This window comes from Psychrobacter pygoscelis (assembly GCF_004335015.1).
GTDB lineage: Bacteria > Pseudomonadota > Gammaproteobacteria > Pseudomonadales > Moraxellaceae > Psychrobacter > Psychrobacter pygoscelis.
This window is the reverse complement of the sequence record NZ_RQRU01000007.1, coordinates 32,641-52,994: the sequence shown is the minus strand read 5'-3', so window position 1 is coordinate 52,994 and position 20,354 is coordinate 32,641. Positions and strand designations below refer to the sequence as shown.

At 46.4% G+C, this 20,354-nt stretch carries 16 protein-coding genes; 2 read left to right on the top strand and 14 right to left on the bottom strand.

All coding sequences use genetic code 11. The annotated features are described in order from the left end of the window. Nucleotide 1: 1 nt before the first annotated feature. From nuoL to rplU, 14 genes are all read right to left on the bottom strand, one after another. A complete protein-coding gene (gene nuoL / locus EGV92_RS12560; RefSeq protein WP_131669652.1) occupies nt 2-1,876 on the bottom strand; it encodes an NADH-quinone oxidoreductase subunit L in 1,875 nt (624 codons plus the stop codon). Nucleotides 1,877-1,880: 4 nt separating this feature from the next. Further along, nucleotides 1,881-2,174, bottom strand: coding sequence for an NADH-quinone oxidoreductase subunit NuoK (gene nuoK, locus EGV92_RS12555; RefSeq protein WP_131669730.1), 294 nt, complete (start codon nt 2,172-2,174; stop codon nt 1,881-1,883). Between the two features lie 227 nt (nt 2,175-2,401). Next, the gene (gene nuoJ / locus EGV92_RS12550; protein WP_131669651.1) at nt 2,402-3,151 is read right to left on the bottom strand and encodes an NADH-quinone oxidoreductase subunit J; all 750 of its coding nucleotides are present in this window, start codon (nt 3,149-3,151) and stop codon (nt 2,402-2,404) included. Then, nucleotides 3,148-3,696, bottom strand: a complete 549-nt coding sequence (gene nuoI, locus EGV92_RS12545; protein WP_131669650.1) for an NADH-quinone oxidoreductase subunit NuoI — start codon at nt 3,694-3,696, stop codon at nt 3,148-3,150. Before nuoI ends, nuoJ begins: the two co-directional genes overlap by 4 nt. A 28-nt stretch (nt 3,697-3,724) precedes the next feature. Beyond that, entirely contained in the window at nt 3,725-4,759 is a 1,035-nt protein-coding gene (gene nuoH, locus EGV92_RS12540; RefSeq protein ID WP_131669649.1) for an NADH-quinone oxidoreductase subunit NuoH, read from the bottom strand. Nucleotide 4,760: 1 nt separating this feature from the next. After that, complete coding sequence (nuoG, locus tag EGV92_RS12535) at nt 4,761-7,823, bottom strand: NADH-quinone oxidoreductase subunit NuoG (RefSeq protein ID WP_131669648.1); 3,063 nt, start codon at nt 7,821-7,823, stop codon at nt 4,761-4,763. A gap of 9 nt (nt 7,824-7,832) precedes the next feature. Then, the gene (gene nuoF / locus EGV92_RS12530; protein WP_131669647.1) at nt 7,833-9,269 is read right to left on the bottom strand and encodes an NADH-quinone oxidoreductase subunit NuoF; all 1,437 of its coding nucleotides are present in this window, start codon (nt 9,267-9,269) and stop codon (nt 7,833-7,835) included. Further along, nucleotides 9,266-9,775 carry an NADH-quinone oxidoreductase subunit NuoE gene (gene nuoE / locus EGV92_RS12525; RefSeq protein ID WP_207401806.1) on the bottom strand — a complete coding sequence of 170 codons (510 nt, stop codon included), beginning with the start codon at nt 9,773-9,775 and terminating at the stop codon, nt 9,266-9,268. The genes nuoF and nuoE overlap by 4 nt, the downstream gene beginning before the upstream one ends. A gap of 133 nt (nt 9,776-9,908) precedes the next feature. Then, nucleotides 9,909-11,684 carry an NADH-quinone oxidoreductase subunit C/D gene (gene nuoC / locus EGV92_RS12520; RefSeq protein WP_131669645.1) on the bottom strand — a complete coding sequence of 592 codons (1,776 nt, stop codon included), beginning with the start codon at nt 11,682-11,684 and terminating at the stop codon, nt 9,909-9,911. A 246-nt stretch (nt 11,685-11,930) separates the two neighbouring features. Beyond that, complete coding sequence (locus EGV92_RS12515; protein WP_131669644.1) at nt 11,931-12,599, bottom strand: NuoB/complex I 20 kDa subunit family protein; 669 nt, start codon at nt 12,597-12,599, stop codon at nt 11,931-11,933. Nucleotides 12,600-12,713: 114 nt separating this feature from the next. Next, entirely contained in the window at nt 12,714-13,349 is a 636-nt protein-coding gene (gene ndhC, locus EGV92_RS12510; RefSeq protein WP_131669643.1) for an NADH-quinone oxidoreductase subunit A, read from the bottom strand. A gap of 733 nt (nt 13,350-14,082) precedes the next feature. After that, complete coding sequence (lolA, locus tag EGV92_RS12505; RefSeq protein ID WP_131669642.1) at nt 14,083-14,778, bottom strand: outer membrane lipoprotein periplasmic chaperone LolA; 696 nt, start codon at nt 14,776-14,778, stop codon at nt 14,083-14,085. Between the two features lie 472 nt (nt 14,779-15,250). Then, nucleotides 15,251-15,508, bottom strand: a complete 258-nt coding sequence (gene rpmA / locus EGV92_RS12500; RefSeq protein ID WP_131669641.1) for a 50S ribosomal protein L27 — start codon at nt 15,506-15,508, stop codon at nt 15,251-15,253. A 163-nt stretch (nt 15,509-15,671) separates the two neighbouring features. After that, nucleotides 15,672-15,983, bottom strand: coding sequence for a 50S ribosomal protein L21 (rplU, locus tag EGV92_RS12495; RefSeq protein ID WP_131669640.1), 312 nt, complete (start codon nt 15,981-15,983; stop codon nt 15,672-15,674). Nucleotides 15,984-16,571: 588 nt separating this feature from the next. Here rplU and EGV92_RS12490 point away from each other — a divergent pair. Both EGV92_RS12490 and EGV92_RS12485 read left to right on the top strand, forming a co-directional pair. Next, on the top strand, nt 16,572-17,573 hold the full coding sequence (locus EGV92_RS12490; RefSeq protein ID WP_131669639.1) for a polyprenyl synthetase family protein: 1,002 nt from the start codon (nt 16,572-16,574) through the stop codon (nt 17,571-17,573). 1,347 nt (nt 17,574-18,920) lie between these two features. Beyond that, nucleotides 18,921-20,345, top strand: a complete 1,425-nt coding sequence (locus tag EGV92_RS12485) for an efflux RND transporter periplasmic adaptor subunit (protein ID WP_131669638.1) — start codon at nt 18,921-18,923, stop codon at nt 20,343-20,345. The last annotated feature ends 9 nt before the right edge of the window (nt 20,346-20,354 follow it).

Below are 20,354 nucleotides of genomic sequence, written 5' to 3'. Positions count from 1 at the left end.
CTTACACCACCGTCATCATTACCAGTACGAGCAGTACTGCCATACCCAAGCCAAAGCTTGCAGCATAGCCTCGAAGTGACCCTGTTTGCGTGGCAGACAGTGCCTTGTTGCCTATTGATACCATCATTGGCAATATATTCCATGTCTTATCCACCGGGTCAGATTTTAGCAGTCGACCTATCATTAAGAAGGGCTTGACGAAGATAAGGTCATACAATGCATCAAAGCCGAGACCGTGATAGCACCAATGATAGAGTGCACCACCAATGCTCGATTGTTTAAAGCTAGTCAGCACTCGGCCTTTATTCAGTACATATAATAAGAACGCCAGCACTAGACCTGCAGCCATAGCGCCCATGGCGATCAGCTCTGCGGTGTGCTTACCGTGCGCGTCGCCAGATAGCTCCATCAGATGACCAACGCTTTCAGGCAAGACGCCATGTAGCGGCGGTACAATAAGCGCACCTACTGCTGTCGATAGCACCAACAATACACTCAGTGGCAGCCAATAGGACACCCCAGATAGCTTATGGGCATGGGTCTTCTCTTCGCCAAAGAACGTGAACCAAATCATGCGGAAAGTATATAGCGCCGTCAAAAACGCACCGAATACACCCATATAGAACAGCACCTGATGACCGGTGGCATAAGTCTCCCAAAGAATCGCTTCTTTAGAGTAAAAACCGACCGTCACCCAAGGAATAGCCGCTAGCGCACCGCCACCAATAATAAAGCACCAGAACACTAGTGGAATCTTATGGCGTAACCCGCCCATCTTAAAGATGTTTTGCTCATGATGAACCGCTAAAATCACCGCACCTGACGATAAGAACAGCAAGGCTTTAAAAAAAGCATGAGTCATTAAATGAAAGATTGCCCCATGCCAAGCACCAACGCCTAGCGCTAAGAACATGTAGCCAATCTGGCTCATTGTTGAATAGGCCAAGATACGCTTGATATCAGTCTGTGCCAGCGCGCAGAATCCAGCGACTACTAGTGTTAACGCCCCTACTGCGCCGACCCAATATAATAAAATACCTGGTGTCAGCTCAAATAAAGGATGCATTCGCGCTATTAGATAAACCCCAGCGGTCACCATGGTAGCAGCGTGGATCAGTGCCGACACAGGCGTAGGTCCCGCCATCGCATCAGCAAGCCAAGTATGCAGTGGCAACTGCGCTGACTTACCCATGGCACCACCAACAAGCATAGTGGTCGCAAGGATAAGTGTTGGATTATTCACCTCAAACATCTGCGGCGCTTGAGTAATGATCTGTTGAATATTTAAAGTGGCGAATTCGCGGAATAATAAAAACAAGCCAAAAGCTAAAAAAACATCCCCTACCCGTGTCACGGTAAAAGCCTTCATCGCCGCGCGGCCATTGGCTCGGTCGTGGAAATAAAAACCAATGAGTAAATAAGAGCAAATACCCACGCCTTCCCAGCCGAGATATAACAGCAATAAGTTATCAGCCAAAACCAGCAGCAGCATACTAGCGACGAATAGATTCATGTAGCTAAAAAAGCGTGCAAAGCCTGTCTCACCTTTCATATACCAAGAAGCAAATAGATGAATCAAAAAGCCCACACCGGTAATCACCCCGGTCATCGTTAACGCCAATCCATCAAAGCTAAGACCAAATCTTGGCGCAAAGTCGCCAACCTGAAGCCAAGTCCACAGTGGTAAATTGACCACCGAACCCGCATCATAAGTCATCAGATAAGTGTAAGAGGCGACAAAAGCACATAGCGCCGATAGCCCCATACTACCGACACCGACAAAGGTGGCGGCCTGCTCACTCAAGCGGTCACGCATAAAGGCTAATATCAAAAAGCCAATGAGCGGAAAAATAAAGGTTAATGGTAATAAGCTCATGTCATCATCCTTTCATCTCATTGGCGCTATCGACATCGAGATGTCCGCGCTTATGATAAAACTGCAATAAAATAGCCAGACCAATCGCGGCCTCTGCGGCGGCTAGGGTTAAGATAAAGATAAACATAATCTGACCATCAGGATTAACCCAGCGGCTACCCCCTACAATAAAGGCAAGGGCAGCGGCATTCATCATAATCTCTAGACTCATGAGCATAAATAAGAAGTTACGACGCACCATAACTCCGCAAAGACCAATGGCGAATAATAGACCCGCCAATATCAGCCCGTGACTCATAGGAATCGGTGCTAACACTGCAGCGCCATCTTGTACAGCTGGCACTACCGTGACAGCCTCATGCGACTGTAAGCTCGCTAAATTGCCATCGGCTAATCGTTCAGCATCAGAAGACTGTACAGGCTCACTATAAGCGGTACTAGACGCAGCTTGCACACTAGTACCCTGATTGACCATATGTGAAAATGGTGCAGACTCAACTTCTGCTGTCGTTACGGTCTGGGCCATTAGTCTATCTCCTTATTCACAACGCGCTGAACACCGACATAGTCTTTGGCATCTATTGGCTGATATTCATAAGAGTCACTTTTTTTCAGCGACTCTTTGGTGGAGCTGGTAACATCATCGCTATCGCCCCTATTGTTACTATTAATTTGCGAGTTGAGCAGCTGACTGCTATGACTGACATTCTCATCATCAAGCGCTTTTTTACCCAAATGATAGGCAGCAACGAGAGCAGCAAGCAATAATAAAGCCGCCACTTCGACCAACATAAGGTAGGTACTAAATAATGACGTGCCCACGGCTTTAGCAGAGACCGTACTAGCACCAATTAAAGCCGGAAGTGCCTGAGCAGCACCGCCATGTGGTGCTGGACTGCCAAGACCAATCATGGCAAAAAGGACGGTAGCAATAATTGCCGTCAGGCCTGTTGGTACTGCCCACACCTTGGAAGACAGCCAGCTTTTCTCTCGCGCCTCATTGGCTATGCCTAAATTAAGCATCATTATCACAAAGACAAAAAGTACTAAGATAGCGCCGGCATAGACAATGATTTCTAGAGCACCAGCAAAGGGAGCGCCTAGAATAAAGAAGATACCTGCGACCGATAATAACGACACAATCATCGATAATATGGCATGTACTGGATTGGCATGAGTAATCACGCGCAGGCTAGCGATAATCGCTACTGCTGCTAAGGCATAAAAGCCAATTTGCGCGCTGTGGTCGATACCACTAGTAAATAACTCCATCATGGCAACAAGCTCCTTAGATCCACAGGCTCTGCCTCATTTTGGGCTGCACCTTTAGGCTTTTCAGCAATAGCCATGCCAGTCACTCGGTAATAGTTATAGTCTGGATATTTGCCCGGCCCAGATATTAATAAATGCTCTTTTTCATAGACAAGATTTTGCCGAACATATTCGCCCAGCTCAAAATCAGGCGTCAGCTGAATCGCTGTCGTTGGGCAAGCTTCTTCGCACATACCGCAAAAGATACAGCGCGAAAAATTAATCCGAAAAAACTCAGGATACCAGCGGCCATCATCGCGCTCTGCTTTTTGTAGCGAAATACAGGCGACAGGACAGGCTACGGCGCAAAGGTTGCACGCGACGCAGCGCTCATCCCCATCAGGGTCACGAGTCAATACGATACGACCACGAAAGCGTGGCGGCACGGGCACTGGCTGCTCAGGATACAAGATGGTATCGCGTGGTCTGAGCGCGTGGCTATTGACCATCCACATTGAGCGTACGATGGTGAATATGCCAACGACGGTCTTTTTTAAGGCAGTAAACATAACAGGTCTTCTCCTTAGCAGCGCAGGCTTATTGAAGCATCAAGATGACAGCGGCGGTAGCCAGTAAGTTAAATAGTGTCACTGGCAAACAAATCTTCCAGCCAAAATTCATTACTTGATCATATCGTGGCCGCATAAGCGATCCACGCGCTAAGATAAACATGGTCATAAAAAATAGGGTTTTGATCATAAACCAGAAGGCTGGCGGCACAAATGGAATATTGAGATTAAAGGGCGCGAGCCAGCCGCCGAAGAATAGGCAAGTCATCAAGGCAGAGATTAGGACCACATTGACGTACTCACCAATAAAAAACATCCCAAACTTCATGCCAGAATATTCTACATGGTAACCTTCGGCCAGCTCTTGCTCAGCTTCTGGCTGATCAAAGGGGTGTCTGTGGGTAACTGCGACGCCAGCAACCACAAAGGTCAAAAAGCCTAAAAACTGCGGAATAATATACCAGCCATGCACTTGCGACTCGACGATCTCGCGCAGGTTAAATGACCCAGTCATCGCTACGACGCCCATTAAAGATAGGCCCAAGAATACTTCGTAGCTGATTGTCTGCGCGGCAGAGCGTAGACCACCTAGTAGTGAATATTTATTCGCTGATGCCCAACCACCAAACATCACCGCATAGACGGCTATTCCCGCCATAGCGAAGAAAAACAATATACCGATATTCCAATCCGCTACGCCCATGGTTGGCGAGATAGGAATAATGGTAAAGGAAGCCAATGCGGTGAACATAGCGACCGCAGGCGCTAGGGTGAAAATGAACTTATCGGTAAACTTAGGGGTCCAATCTTCCTTGAAGAAGATTTTGAGCATATCCGCGACCAGCTGCAACGAGCCAAATGGTCCCACACGGTTCGGACCGTAACGGTCCTGCCACAACGCCAACATTCGACGCTCATAAATAATCATTAAGGCAGCAACGATAACGATGACCAAAAATATAAATATTGACTGCACGACCATAAATAATATGGTCCAAGCTTCGTAGCTTAAGGTATTTGCCAAAAAGCTTGGCACATCAGGAATAATACGAGTCACTTGCATATTATACCTCCTGCGCGCTGGTGGCAGCGCCGTCATCATGGCCATGTGTTTCCGCGCTTACTTTTGCTGGCGGCGCATCGACTTTGTGCACAGTCGCAGGTAGCATAGGATGCACTATATTCACCTGACCGACAGGGTAGCCAATACAGCCCTCTGCCAAATAAGGCACCACCATCACAGGCAAGGTCATCTGCTGACCATCAGTCTCTATCTGTAGATACTCCCCTTCTAATAAAGACCAATTAGCTGCATCATCTGCACCGACAAGCCAAGCTGGCTCTGGCAATTGTGCTGCGACGACTGGGCTTCTAACAGCCATAGGCGAGCTGGCAAATATATTATAAATAGGCACGAGCTTAGCTTGTCCTTGCTGTAAGTCAGTAGTCGACGATGTAGGCAGCGGCGCGATATATTGACGGCTAGGTAAGCGCGGTAATTGGTCAAATATTCGCACGCCAGGGTCGCCATTTTTGAGATGACCGCCGACCTTATCTTGATACTTATTCCACGCTTGCGGGGAGTTCCAGCCTGGTGCTTGGGCAAATGGAATCATCGCGCTTGGTGTCTTATCACCGCTGTAGCCTTCCATTGAAAAGGTCAAGGCGGTATCTAAATCTTTAGGCTGCATGGGCTCATGGACGGACAGTGGCGCACGCATCGCCGTACGTCCCGAGTAGCGCCGCGGCTCACGAGCGATCTTCAGACCACTTATGCGGTAGTCAGCACTCGGCGACGCATCTCTTATGGCCGCAAGCTTTGGATGCGTCTCAATTAGGGCATTAATGACATCATCTAATTGAGTCCAGTCAATATCAGTCTCCTCTATGTAGCTATGTACTGCATGAAGCCAGCGCCAACCTTCTTTAATGCAGCTTAGAGGATGGTAATAAGTATTGTCATAAACTTGGAAGAAGCGCTGAGCGCGGCCTTCTGCTGAGATTAAAGTACCGTCAGCTTCAGCAAAGCTGGCGGCAGGAAGGACGATATCGACATAACGATGCCAATCTAGTAACTGATGATCAACGGCGATGACGGTTTTATTATTAAGCAGTTGCGATAGCTTTTCGACACTAATGGCATCGGTCAGCTGATTCTCCGCCACAATAACCACATCGAAATCTTGGGCCAATATCTCTTCTACGGATTTGCCGCCTAGCATACAGACACCGATGCTATTGGCATCAGGAACAGTCAGATAGATACTGGCTTGCGCTATATAGTCTTTATTGACTTCTTTTAGCTCAAGCTTCTCGGCCGGCTCACGCTCTACATTATCTTGGGCTTCTTTATCAGTGTCCGTTTGCGATTTTTCAGGCTTAGCGGCCAGCTCTTTGTCTTCATCTGGTTGGTCAGTTTTGCTACGCTGCTCAGCCATTTCGACCTTTTTGTTGTGCTCTTCAACACGCTGACGCTCTGCCTCCTTAATAGCCTGCCGCTTTTGGGTCAGAGACTGAGTCACCTGCGCCGCGGCCTCTAGTAAGGCAATTGAAGATAGGCTACAACCAGAGACAACTAATGGCTTATCCGCTAAGAGTAAGTCACAAGCAATTTGCTGCGCCAACTGAGTCATTGGATCATCAGCGTTTCGCTGAGATTGCTCTGATGAGTGATCGTACGCATCGGCGCTTTGCTCAATCTCGTCTAAATCATTTGGCAGCTCATTAAGCGCAGAGGCAACTGCGAAGCCTAAGCTCACAATATCTTCAGGAGTTGCGACACAGCTGACCTTACTTATATCATCAAGCTTGGTCTGTACGACGTCTACCACGTAGACCGGGCTGTATTGTTTTTGACCAATACGCTGGACGGGTTCTGCTAGCCACTCTTGCGTCTTCAATGCAGCGGCCATTTTAAGGGCTTTATTCTTTGCTGCTTGACGCACTGACAGTGCCACACGAGATGAAGTCTGAGTAATGTCCTCACCTAAGATCAATACGGCATCATGACTCTCGATATCATCCAAGCTCGGGTTATAAATGCCCTCAGTACTTAGCACCTCAATCGTCTTATTTACTAGCGCTTGCTGCTGGTGGTTCAGACCTGTAGAGAAGTTGTCAAAGCCGACTAGGTTTTTGAGTGCAAAGTTGGTCTCAAGGCTGGCTCTGGGTGAGCCAATGCCAATAAGCGTTTTACCCTTGATGCGCTTGACAGACTCCTCTAGGGCGTAGTCTAGATTGATCTTGACGTGCTTGTCGTTGATGCGCTCAAGAGCTTGCACAGGACGATCGTCACGGTTGACATAACCATAGCCAAAACGGCCACGATCACACAAGAAATAGCCATTGACCTCGCCATTATAGCGGTTCTCTATTCGGCGCAGCTCACCATAACGCTCACCTGGTGAGATATTACAGCCTGCTGAGCAGCCGTGACAGATACTCGGCGCGTACTGCATATCCCATTTACGGTTATAGCGCTCAGAGTGGGTGCTATCAGTAAACACACCTGTCGGGCAGACCTCAGTTAAGTTGCCTGAGAACTCACTTTCAAACTGCCCATCGCTATCTCGGCCAAAATAGACGCGATTGTTCGACGCATAAACGCCTAGGTCCTCGCCTCCGGCATAGTCTTTATAGAAGCGAACGCAGCGATAACACGCAATACAGCGGTTCATCTCATGGGCGATAAACGGCCCTAGATATTGGTTGTGATGGGTACGCTTAGTGAAACGGTATCGACGACGACTATGCCCTGACATGTAGGTCATGTCTTGTAGATGACAGTGACCGCCCTCTTCACAGGTTGGGCAGTCATGGGGGTGGTTGGTCATTAAGAATTCGACGATCGACTGACGAAAGGCTTTGGCCTCTTTATCATCCACTGAGATATACATATCATCGGTTGGCGCGACCATACAAGACATGACCAAGCGGCCTTTTCCGGCCTCATAATCCTCTTTATTGTTGTACTGCTTGACCGCACATTGGCGACATGAGCCGACCGACCCTAATGCAGGATGGTAGCAAAAATAAGGAACGTCAATGCCTAGTGACAAACAAGCCTGAAGCAGATTGTCCGCGCCATCGACTTCGACGCTTTTGCCATCTATATGTATGACTGCCATGCCGCTCTCCTATTTCGCTACTTGGGTTTGGGCTGGATTGTGTTGCTGGGCGGCATCAATGACGTCTACGCCAATGGCTCGCTCAATCTTTTGGTCAAATTCAGGTCTAAAGTACTTTAGCGCGCTCATTAGCGGCTCCATAGCACCGGGCGCATGAGCACAAAACGTCTTACCAAGCCAGAGATCTCGAGTTAAGCCTTCTAGTTTCTCAACGTCACCAAGCTGGCCCTGACCATTGTTAATAGCATCAAGTATTTTGACGCCCCATGGTAGCCCGTCGCGGCAAGGCGTGCACCAGCCGCAAGACTCGCGCTGGAAGAATATCTGTAAATTTTGCTGTAGTGTCACCATGTCTTGTGACTCATCGACGACCATGATAAGCCCCGTTCCCATCCGGCTACCCGCGCCTTGAATGCTATCAAAGTCCATGACCACATCCAGATGCTCACTGGTCAAAAAGTCAGTCGAGGCGCCGCCTGGCAGCCATGCTTTTAGCTTACGACCTTCTTTCATACCGCCTGCAAAGTCTTCAATAATCTCACGGGCAGTATAGCCAAATGGTAACTCCCATAGCCCAGGGTCATTAACCAGTCCTGAGCAGCCGAAGATCTTAGTACCTGGTGTCTCAGATTTGCCTCGCGCTTTTGGCAACGACTTATACCAGTCACTACCGTGAAGCATAATCGCTGGCATATTATTTAACGTCTCAACGTTATTCACCACCGTTGGTCTCCCCCAAGCGCCCGATACTTGCGGGAATGGTGGCTTGGTTCGCGGATTGGCTCGGCGACCCTCAAGGCAGTTAATCAATGCGGTCTCTTCACCGCAAATATAGCGGCCAGCACCCGTATGAACATGCAGATCAAAGCTAAAGTCCGACCCTAAGATATTATCGCCAAGAAGGTTATGCTCGCGCAGCTCATCCAGAGCAGCATTCAAGCGCTCAGCAGCGAGAATATACTCACCGCGGATAAAGATATACCCAGCGTTTGCCCCAATGGCATAAGCGGAGATGAGCATCCCTTCGATAAGTTGAAAGGGTAGACGCTCCATCAGTAGGCGATCTTTAAAAGTACCCGGCTCCATCTCATCTGCATTACAAATAAGATAGCGTGGGCCGCCATCTGGTGGCGACATAAAGGTCCATTTCAGTCCCGCTGGGAAGCCTGCACCGCCACGGCCTTTGACCACAGCATCTTTAATCGTGCCCAAGGTCTCCTTAGCGGACTGATTTAGAGCAACTTTTAGCCCCTCAAATCCTTTTAAAGACTGATAAGTGGCCAGATCCAGCACTGCATCATGATGTGCCAGTCGCCAAGTCAGAGGTCGTGTCTCACTAGTCGCTGAGGCCTTATCGCCATAGATAGGCACACGCTGCGAATTCAATTGACTAGGAGCGCGGCCTTGACGGCGGGCTTCTAACTGCTCAGATAACGATAAACTCATGGGTATAACTCCAGTAGCTGTGCGACTTCATCAGGGGTCACTGGGCCATAGGTATCTTCATCTATTAATACGGCCGGTCCCTTGTCACAATTGCCCAAGCAGCAGATTGGTAATAAGGTAAAGCGGCCATCAGTTGTGGTCTGACCGTAGTTGATACCCAGCTGCCGCTTTAGCTCAGCACTGAGCGCTTCGTAGCCAGTTAAGTAGCAGGCCACTGAATCACAGATTAAGATGACGTGACGACCAACTGGTGAGCGATATATCCGGTTAAAGAAAGTCGCTACCCCTTCGATATCCGTAACAGGCACATCTAAGATATTAGCGATGGCATTGACCTGCGCATCATTCACCCAGCCGTTACGTTTTTGCACGATTTTTAGGGCATCTAATGAAGCGGCGCGGGACTGCGGGTAATGATTCATAAACTCATGAATCGCCGCTATCTCATCAGTCGTCAATATACTGTGAATATCTACCGTGGGCGCTTTGTCAGAAACAATCTTAATCATGGCTCTCTCTTTACTAGCAGGCTTTACTTACGGGCGTAGCCTTAATCGGCATTGCTGGTAATAATAATGAATATCTACAAGTCGTCTTGTACCACTATAGTCAATCTTTTTGACCACTATCTTGTTAAATTTAGCGATCCGTATCGGCCATGACAATATCAATAGAAGCCAAATAAATAATAGCATCTGATACCAATGAGCCATTGATAACAGACGGCATCTGCTGGAGATGCGCGAATGTTGGCGTACGAATTCGAGTCCGGTAGCTCATGGTGGATCGGTCTGAGGTAATATAGTAGCTATTAATGCCTTTTGTCGCCTCCACCATCATAGATGCTTCACCCGCAGGCATTACTGGCCCCCAAGATACCGAGATAAAGTGATTAATCAAGGTCTCAATATCATTTAAGGTGCGATCTTTTGGTGGCGGAACAGCAAGAGGGTGATCCGCCTTATATGGACCTTGCGGCATATTGTCTAAGCACTGACGAATGATTCGTAGCGACTGACGAATCTCTTCAATTTTGACCATACAGCGGTCATAAGCATCGCCATTATGGAATACTGGCACTTCAAAGTCGAAATTCTCATAGCCCATATAAGGACGGGCTTTACGCAGATCGAACTCCACGCCAGTAGCACGAAGCCCCGCACCAGTGACGCCCCAAGCCAAAGCTTGCTTGGCATTATACTGAGCTACATTTTGCGTACGCCCTTGTAAGACACTATTTTTCATAGCAGCTTTGACATACTCGTCGAGACGCTTAGGCATCCAGTCCAAAAACTCGCGTACCAAGCGATGCCAGCCACGTGGTAAGTCTGCCGCTGTACCGCCAATGCGGAACCATGCCGGATGCATACGGTAGCCTGTGACCGCTTCGATGACGTCATAAGCCTTTTGCCGATCAGTAAACATATAGAATACTGGCGTCATACCGCCTGCATCTTGAATAAAGGTACCAAAGTACAACAAATTATTGGTGATTCGGAAGAACTCGCTCATCATCACACGAATGGTCTGCGCTCGCGGTGGTACGGTGATGCCTGCTAACTGCTCGACTGCCATCACATAAGGCAGCTCATTCATAACACCGCCAAGATAGTCGATACGATCGGTATAAGGGATATAGGAGTGCCAAGTCTGGCGCTCAGCCATCTTTTCTGCCCCGCGGTGATGGTAGCCAATATCAGGGATACAATCGATAATCTCTTCACCATCGAGCTGTAGCACTAAGCGAAACGCACCGTGAGCTGATGGATGGTTTGGCCCTAAGTTTAAGAACATAAAGTCCTCATCACGGCCCGAGCGCTTCATGCCCCACTCTTCAGGGACGAATCGTAGATTTTCTTGTTCAAACTGTTGTTTGGCAGCATTCAAGAAATAAGGAGTAAATTCGGTAGCACGAGCATGATACTCTTTTCTTAGGGGGTGACCTTCCCAGTACTTCGGCAATAGTATGCGGGTTAAATGGGGATGACCATCAAAGACAATACCAAACATATCCCAGACTTCACGCTCATACCAGTTGGCATTGGGCCAAATATTGGTGGCAGTGGGCACACTTAGATCATCTTCGCTTAACGCTACTTTAAGGCGAATATCGCTATTTCGCTCTAACGACATAAGATGGTAAAACACGGTAAAGTCGCTATCAGGCAGGCCATCTCGGTGCTGACGTAGCCGCTCATCCATCGCAGACAGGTCGAGCAGCATCACATAAGGCTTTGGTAGGGTACGAAGGTACATCAAGATATCAAGTAAATCTTGACGGGCGACCCAGACTGTCGGAATACCATCGCAAGTCGGCTGCTGAACAAACTTACCTGAATAGCGATGCCCAAGCTCTTTAATCACTGCAGGGATCTGGCTGATTGCGGGATCTTTATTTTCAACTACCGTGACCATGAATGGCTTCTTCCTTCATTAATCTTGACGACAATTATTAACCCTGACGTCAGTCATTGATTGTGATGACGGTCATGAACATTGACGACAATAGAGCGTTCAGTAATGGCGATGACAACTCTAGCAATGTAACTCTTAACGGTTCGTCGAATAACGGTCGTCTACTACACTGCTGATGGTTGTCTAGCTAATTAATCTCAATTTTATCTAATCTGTATTACAAAATACTACTTAACCTCTTGAAGACTAAATACTGTCTGGGCTGCGTAGATTTTTGACAGCGATTCGATCTGCCTGTTTGCGGTCACGTTCAGGCAGCATCTGTGGCTGATAGATACCTTGATCATTGACATGGATACCTAAAGGCCGACGCTCTTTACTGATAGAGTCTTGTAGCAGCATAAGTCCTTGAATCAGCGCCTCAGGACGCGGCGGGCAGCCTGGCACATAGACATCAACTGGGATGATTTTATCGACGCCTTGTACAACTGAATAGATATCATACATGCCACCAGAGTTGGCACAAGAGCCCATCGAGATAACCCACTTAGGCTCGAGCATCTGCTCGTAGAGACGTTGGATAACGGGTGCCATCTTGATAAAGCAGGTTCCCGCGACAATCATCACATCGGCTTGACGCGGCGAGGCACGGATAACTTCTGCACCAAATCGGGATAAATCATGAACCGCTGTCAAAGTGGTCGCATACTCAACGTAGCAGCATGAGGTACCAAAGTTAAAAGGCCATAATGAATGCTTGCGCCCCCAGTTAGCTGACGCGTTCACCATCTCTTCTAAACGGCCCATAAAGACGTTTTTATTCACTTCATCTTCAATAGGGTCGTTGACAGTCTGACGAGTCTGAGCTGGATAAGTCTCCGCATCGGGATTGGCTTTGGTCAACGTATACTTCATAACTTACCACCTTTGGATTGGGTGCTGGACTACTATCATTATAAACGCCTTCTGAAAAGATAGGCGTCTTTGCTAACTCGGTGTGGCACGTACTACTTTAAGCTACCAATGCTACTAGCTGGGCGGCTTAGGAGGCACCGATGAGGTCTTAGCACTTTTAAAGTCCACTGAGGTCACATTACCTGTGCTATTGATGTGATCGATATTACGCAGATGCTGACGGTTGGCTTCAATGTCATTGGACACATTAATCTGCCCCGACGATTGAGCAGGTACTTTACCTGTAGGGTCAGTGCGCAATTCATCAATCCCATCGAACTTAGTGATATCCGCCAAATTAAAATTCGCCGGCGCGGACACTGCCCGAGCGCGGTTTTTACGTAGTTTATCTACTGGTGCCCAGTTCAATGCGCCTAAGCTTAGCGCATAGACCAAGCCAATCAATAAATCCACAACAAATACAGTCGCTACGATGAATCCTGCCCACCCGGTCTCACGTACTGAGACAGCATAGGCATATAGATATAAAGCCTCTAAATCAAATATGACAAAGAAGATGGCCACTAAGTAGAACTTTGCAGACATACGAATTCGAGCACTGCCTGCTCCGACAACGCCTGACTCAAAGACTTCTTCTTTTTGTGACCCTTTTGAGCGCCCGCCCAGTAGACGAGGCACCGTTAGCATAAATACGACTAAGGCGACGGCAGCCAATAAAAAAGCAAGTGCTGACCAATTGAAGGCAGACATAAAGATATGTGCTCCTCACCCAAATGCTGGATGTCTATCACGGTACGATGAATAGTCGATACCAATTAGCTACCGTCTGCAGACTGACGGCAAATGTCACCGACCGCGTGGCGTAAGATGAGATAACTACTTCGACGAAGAGAGTATAGAGAGGCTAATAGACGAGTTAGAGGCTAGCGCTCTTATGAGCATTATACCACCATAACTATAGCGCTGGTCATCTTCTCTCCCCAATCAGTAATACGTCTAAGGCCTCTGAAACCAAGCAAATAATACCTGTTAAGTGCTACACTTGGTCGGCTTAATCTCAGAATTAACGGTCTAAAGATTCGGTGTGATAACTGGCTTAAATTGACTGCCTACTATACGCATTTTGACTTTTAAATGCCAGTTTAAAACTGAATTAATCGGTCATCTTCTTTACACCCTTAGCACTTAATTATTTGTTAACTCTCCCTATAACCGAATGGCTAGCCATAACAATTACGTACCGGTATTACTAATATAAATCAGCAAGTTATGCATAAAAAAACCTGAGCCTAAGCTCAGGTTTTTTGGCTATAAGTGTTCAAGCTTAAAGTAGGATAACTAAATCAGCTCTAATGCAGACACTTGCTGTCTGAACCCTTCCAGCTAATAGCTATTCACTAATGGCTTACAATCATACAGTATTCTAAAATATACAATATTCTAAAAGCCCGTTAGCACCATTATTAGAATCTAAGCTCAGGGCTTATTGATTGATAACGTCAACCCCTTTGGGCGGAGTAAACTTAAATTGGCTCGCGCTTATACTTGGGTTAAGCTTAATATTATTAAACTTGATAGAAGTTGTCTGACCGAGTGAGTCATTCAACACCATCATTACCGGTTTGCCACCACTAAAGCTAATTGAGAGACTCTTAAAGCTGGCATTATCTGACTTCGGATACAGTACGTAATAGTTTTTATTACCGTGCGGCTGAGTGATTTTAAAGTTTTGATCGATCTTATTAGGATCACCTGACAATAGTAAAGCAGGGGTATTACCAATCTGGGCGTCTACATTTTGTTTGGTAGCTTGCTCTAGATCTTTATCATAGATCCAAAGTGAGCTACCGTTAGCGACGATTAACTGCTCTGAGGGCGACTTGGTCTCCCAGCGAAAGTTATTAGGCCGCTGGACGCTCATTACCCCAGAAAAATTACCATTACCTGAGCTTAATTGCCCGCTACTTGCACCCTTAGTATTTTGTGTAAAGCTAGCAGTCATACTTTTGGTATTAGTAAGCAGTTTATTCAATCGCTTGGCAGCCGTCAGGTTATCAGCGGCCTTTGCGCTAGCTGTCTGAGTCATAGCTACCATAGGCACAGCGACACTCATTGAGGTAATCAAGCCGCCTATTAAAGCACCGCGCACGAAATTATTCTTGATCTTTAGGGTTGTCATAAGTCCTTCCTCTTATTGCAAAAATAATACTCACCAGACTCAGCTATGCTTGACGCCTATTGATAACTATTAACTAGTGACTGTAATTAGTCCCTATGATTCATAATCATTTAATCACTTTCATCAATCTACATATATCTGCTATCTGTGTATAAAATATAAAAGCAGTGATTGATAGGTAATGTCTGGTAGTAATAAATGTTGATAACAGTGTGCCAGTTATTTTATTACGCGCCTAGTCCATAATTGCAATGAACCCTACTGATTCCTTCTCGGTTTATAGACACTTGTAACTTGTGTCTGAACGCGCTAACTTCAATAAAAAACTTACCCTATAAATTAGACAAGCTAATATGCATTAGTATTCATCGCCAACAAAAAACCCCATTATCACGAGGATAATAGGGTTCAGATCTATTCGTTCGACTGCAGCTTAGGTGCAAAATATAACGAATAAAAAGAGCCTAATAAATTAAGCGCTTTCGACCATAACGTAGCGGCGGTTAAATTTACCTTTAGTAGCAAATTTAACGACACCGTCGTTTAGAGCAAATAAAGTATGGTCACGACCCATACCAACGCCTTCGCCTGGATGGAACTCAGTACCACGCTGACGAACGATGATGTTACCCGCTACGACGTCTTGACCACCAAATACTTTTACACCAAGCATTTTAGGGTTTGAATCACGACCGTTTCGAGTTGAACCTGCGGCTTTTTTATGTGCCATGAGAAAATCTCCTTGTTAATTTATCGCGGTTGCGACATATTTATCTAGCCAATTTGCTTATTACAATGTACTTAATGCTTATTCATTCGCTATAGTTAGTACTCTAGCTTATCTAAAATAATAAAGCCACACTACCTAACCAAGCTATAGTTAAGCTTAAATCTTAAGCGTTAATGGCTTTGATTTTTAACAAGGTGTACCACTGGCGGTGACCTTGCTCTTTATGGTAATGCTTACGGCGCTTGTGTTTGATGATGCGAATCTTTTCGCCGCGGCCATGATCGACCACTTCAGCTTCAACACTGGCTCCTTCTACGATAGGCTGACCAATTTTGACATCATCACCATCGACGACCATTAGGACGTCTTCAATCTTAATTGTTTCGCCCTTTTCAGCTTTTAAAAGCTCAACTTTTAATAGCTCATCAGTGCTAACTCGGTGCTGTTTACCACCACTTTTAATTACTGCGTACATATGCCTAGCTCCGTTTAACCCGTGTGCCGTGGCTGCCATAATGACAACACTTCGACAACGAACACGACAGGGAAAAATTAAAGGCGGAATTTTACGTGTTTTTTGCTTTATTTGCAAGTAATTTTACGTGTAAGAGCCACATGTGGCTGAGGACTATAGCTCAGCAACGGCACTCAAACCACTATATCTAAACCACTACACCCAAACCTCTAAAGAGATGTCACAATGACGCTAAACGGGCGGCTGGTAAAAACTGACTGGTGAGCAGTTAGGCTATGACTGCGACGGTATAAATTATCTCTAATTCTTCTTCTCTAACTCTTCTATAGTAAATTAAAAGTGGTTTAACACTTAAGCGGCGCGATTGCGTTAAATAACAGCCATTGTCCTATTACCTCTACTTATGAAGTACATAGTAAAGATTGACAGCTAATGCTGTGGTTAAGGGCATTACTTGTTAACTCAAGTAACTTTGTCACGATTTACACTTGTTATCTGCGCACTTTATTGTCAAAATTCAGCCTTGTCTATTGATTCAATTATCCAGACTTATTCCTTTTTGTTTTTATAATTACAAAGTAGCTATCCATGACGTCAATAATATCCACTCAGACCACCTATGCCGACATTCAATCTATCGTTGCTGATGACTTTGCCATTATGGATGAGCAAGTATTCGGCAGCTTAAACTCCAAAGTCCAGCTGGTGATGAGTGTCTCCCAGCATGTGATCAATGCTGGTGGTAAGCGCATGCGCCCACTTATTACCTTACTGTGCTCACGGATGCTCAATGATGCGCCATCTGAAGCCGCCATGCACTTAGCCGCCATCACTGAGATGCTGCACACAGCTACCTTGGTTCATGACGACGTCATCGATGAGTCAGGGCTGCGCCGTGGCAAGCCTACAGCCAATGCCACCTGGAACAACGCAACAGCAGTGTTGGTCGGTGACTATCTTATTGCTCGTGCCTTCAATCTGTTGGTAGGCTTTGGCAGTCTACCTCTACTTAAGCTATTCTCAGACGGTACTTGTGATATCGCTGAGGGTGAGGTGCTGCAGCTACAGCACCAGCATAACCCCAGTGCCACAGAAGCGGATTATCTGCGTATTATCGACGGCAAGACCTCAAGGCTATTTATGATGGCCACTCAAGGCGCTGCAATCTTACAAGAGCAGCCTCAATACCTTGAAGCGTTATCCGACTTTGGTCAGCACTTTGGTAATGCCTTTCAAATCATCGACGATATCCTTGACTACAGTGGCGATAGCGAGACTATGGGCAAAAACCTCGGTGACGACCTAGCTGAAGGTAAGCCTACCCTACCGACGATTAAAGCCTTAGAGCTATTAAAAGATACCGATAAACAGAGTTTTGATAAGCTGCGTATCGCAGTGCAGACGGGCAAAACAGATCAAGCAGATAAGCTCATCGAATTGGTCCGGCGCTCTGGTTCACTAGACTATTGCCGCTCTCGCGCTTTAAGTGAGACCGAACTGGCACAAAACGCATTGGCAAAACTACCTGACAATCGCTACCGCGATGGCTTATATCAGCTAACTGAGCTTGCTACTGCGCGGCTGGTCTAAGTCTCTACAATCATCTGGTTAGCTATTTATCACTTACGCTATGCTGATGACCATGGTTAAGCGGCGGTAATATTCACAGGTTATGTGCGTGACGGGTAACAATGTACTGGCCAAAAGTGACAAATACTTTAGGCAGTATAACCTGTCGCGCCCCTATAACCTGAATCTACCTAACCATAAACCTGCCCTACGCCCCTAGCGTTAATTGAAAGTAATTGAAAATATAGCTTAACTGACTACACGTTTCGATTTAAATTAAGATCTTACTTATGTAAGTAGCGCCCTTTGCGCTATTCCTGTTGCTGGTTTTCTACCCTTTATTTTCGTGATGTCGCTGTTTAATGCAATTGCTTCTTTTTTAATTTCTAACCGCTTATGAGGATTGGATACTCATACGCCCTTATCTAATATTTGTCTGGCTTACGGCGGCGATACTGGCAGCAACCACAAAGAACTCACCCCATGTCCCTGTATTATTTCTAGACTGAAATTATTATATGAGCTGCCCTTAACTTAGCGACTCAGTCCTCTCATAAAACTGCCCTCTTAAAGCGCCATTTTCATGATTCAGATGCTTATAGGGATAGTAAGGTTAACAATTCTTAACGTAAGGTTGTCATCAGTTTCTATATAGAATTAAAGTCATAATAAAAGAGCAGCTACTTACTGCTATAGCAAATTAGACTTGTTCGCAGCTTGGCAAGGGGGCAGCTTACCAACATTATTCTTCATTATAGGGTTGACTAGGGGGTATACCCTATAGTTTATAATAGCCACTTTGATGAGCTGTATCGTCCGAAGGTAGGATGGCGCATACCCTTATAGTTTATAGCTTAACGATTATTAATTCGCCAGTTCAGACCGGCCGAGCTAGTATTAATAGTGCGCGACTTATACTTTATAAACAATGATACTTTATAAAGAAAAAAGCAAAGACCGTGACTTTATAAACAGTTAGGCTCAATAAAATTGATACTTATACCAAGGTGCTTTTATAAAATAGCTACCGGCTGACTAGCTAAGGGCTAATCGAGCCTCATAAAATTTTATGACTAAGATACCGTCAAGACTGCTAAACGCTACAAGCTCCCTAAACTACTAAAAATGGACTTTTACCGTACATGCTCTGCTTTGTTAGTCACCCTTACTGTTCTGTGTCAAAGTCATTGGGGCTGATCTTAAACCATTCTAATAGAGACGAGAGTAGCGTACTGAACAGCCAATGCCTGATACTAAACCGTACTATCATTAACTTTTGATAATCTATATTACTTAACTTGTGAGTCAGTACCACCTTATTTGCTAACTAAGTCTGACTTATTAATTACTATATCGCCGAGGACATGAATGAAGCATCCCTATCTTGCGCTGATGATCGCAGCCACCTTATCTGGCTCTGCACTGACACTCACCGGCTGTGATAAGCAGGATGAGTCTGCTGAAGCCGGCGCTGCAGCTGCACAGCAAATGCCACCTGCGGTTGTCAATGTCGCACCTGTTACCTTTCAGACCGTGCCCCAAGTTCAGACTTTCTCTGGACGTACTACAGCCTATCAGACAGCCGATGTACGGCCACAAGTTAGCGGCATTATCGATGAGGTGCTCTTTCGTGAAGGCTCACCTGTCAAAAAAGGTCAGGCACTATATCGTATTAATACCGACAACTATAACTCCTCTATCGAGAGTGGTCAGGCTGCAGTCGCCCAAGCTGAAGCAAGCTTAGTGACCTCTCAGGCTAACTATAACAATGCCGTCGCAGAGCTAAATAGCCGCCAAGCTACGCTCATGCAAGCTGAGTCCGATGTCAATCGCCTCAAAGGCTTAGTCGAGATTAACGCCATCTCCCAGCAGCAGTTTGACCAAGCCGTTACCGCCTTACGTACAGCTCAGGCCGCAGTACAAAGCGCTCAGGCTAATATTGCCCAGTCCAAAGCAGGGATAGAGAGTGCTAAAGCCAATATTTCGGCTGCGCAATCTGGGCTGAAGTCGAGCCAACTAGACCTCAGTCGTACTATTGTCCGTGCGCCAATTAGTGGTCAAACCTCACGCTCTGAGGTCACTGCGGGTGCCTTAGTGAATGCCTCACAAGCGACACCATTAGTGACTATCTCACAGTTAAGTCCTATTTATGTCGATATTAGCCAGTCTTCTTCTGACTTACTAAAGCTGCGCCAACAGCTGGCCAGTGGCGAGGCGCAGCCTGGTGGCAATACGGTAGAGCTGGTACTAGAAGACGGCTCGACCTATCCTGCTCGCGGCAAGCTAGCACTCGCTGAAGCCAAGGTTGATGAATCTACTGGTGCGGTGACTCTCCGGGCGGTATTCCCTAATGAGCAAAACCTGCTATTGCCCGGCATGTATGTCTCAGCTCGATTAATTCAAAGTGTCATTAGCAATGCAGTATTACTACCACAAAGCGCTATTATTCGTAGCCCAAAAGGTGAGACCCAAGTCTATATCGTCGATAGCAATAATAAGATCCAAGTTCGACCCGTCACCATCGACGGCACTTACCAAGGCAAGTGGATCATTACAGCTGGTCTAAAATCCGGTGAAAAAGTAGTGATAACCGGTGGCTCTAAGGTTCAGCCAGAGCAAGAAGTGGTCGCAAAGCCTGTTGAGACCCCTAACTCAAATAGTAGCAATACGCCAGCTACTGCCTCTACTACGCCGAATAATAACAAATCAGCACCAAAGACACCGATGCAAGCAGCCAACGCGGCATCGGCAGCAGATAGCGACGCTGCTGATCAGAACACAGCGGCCAACTAACCCAACAGC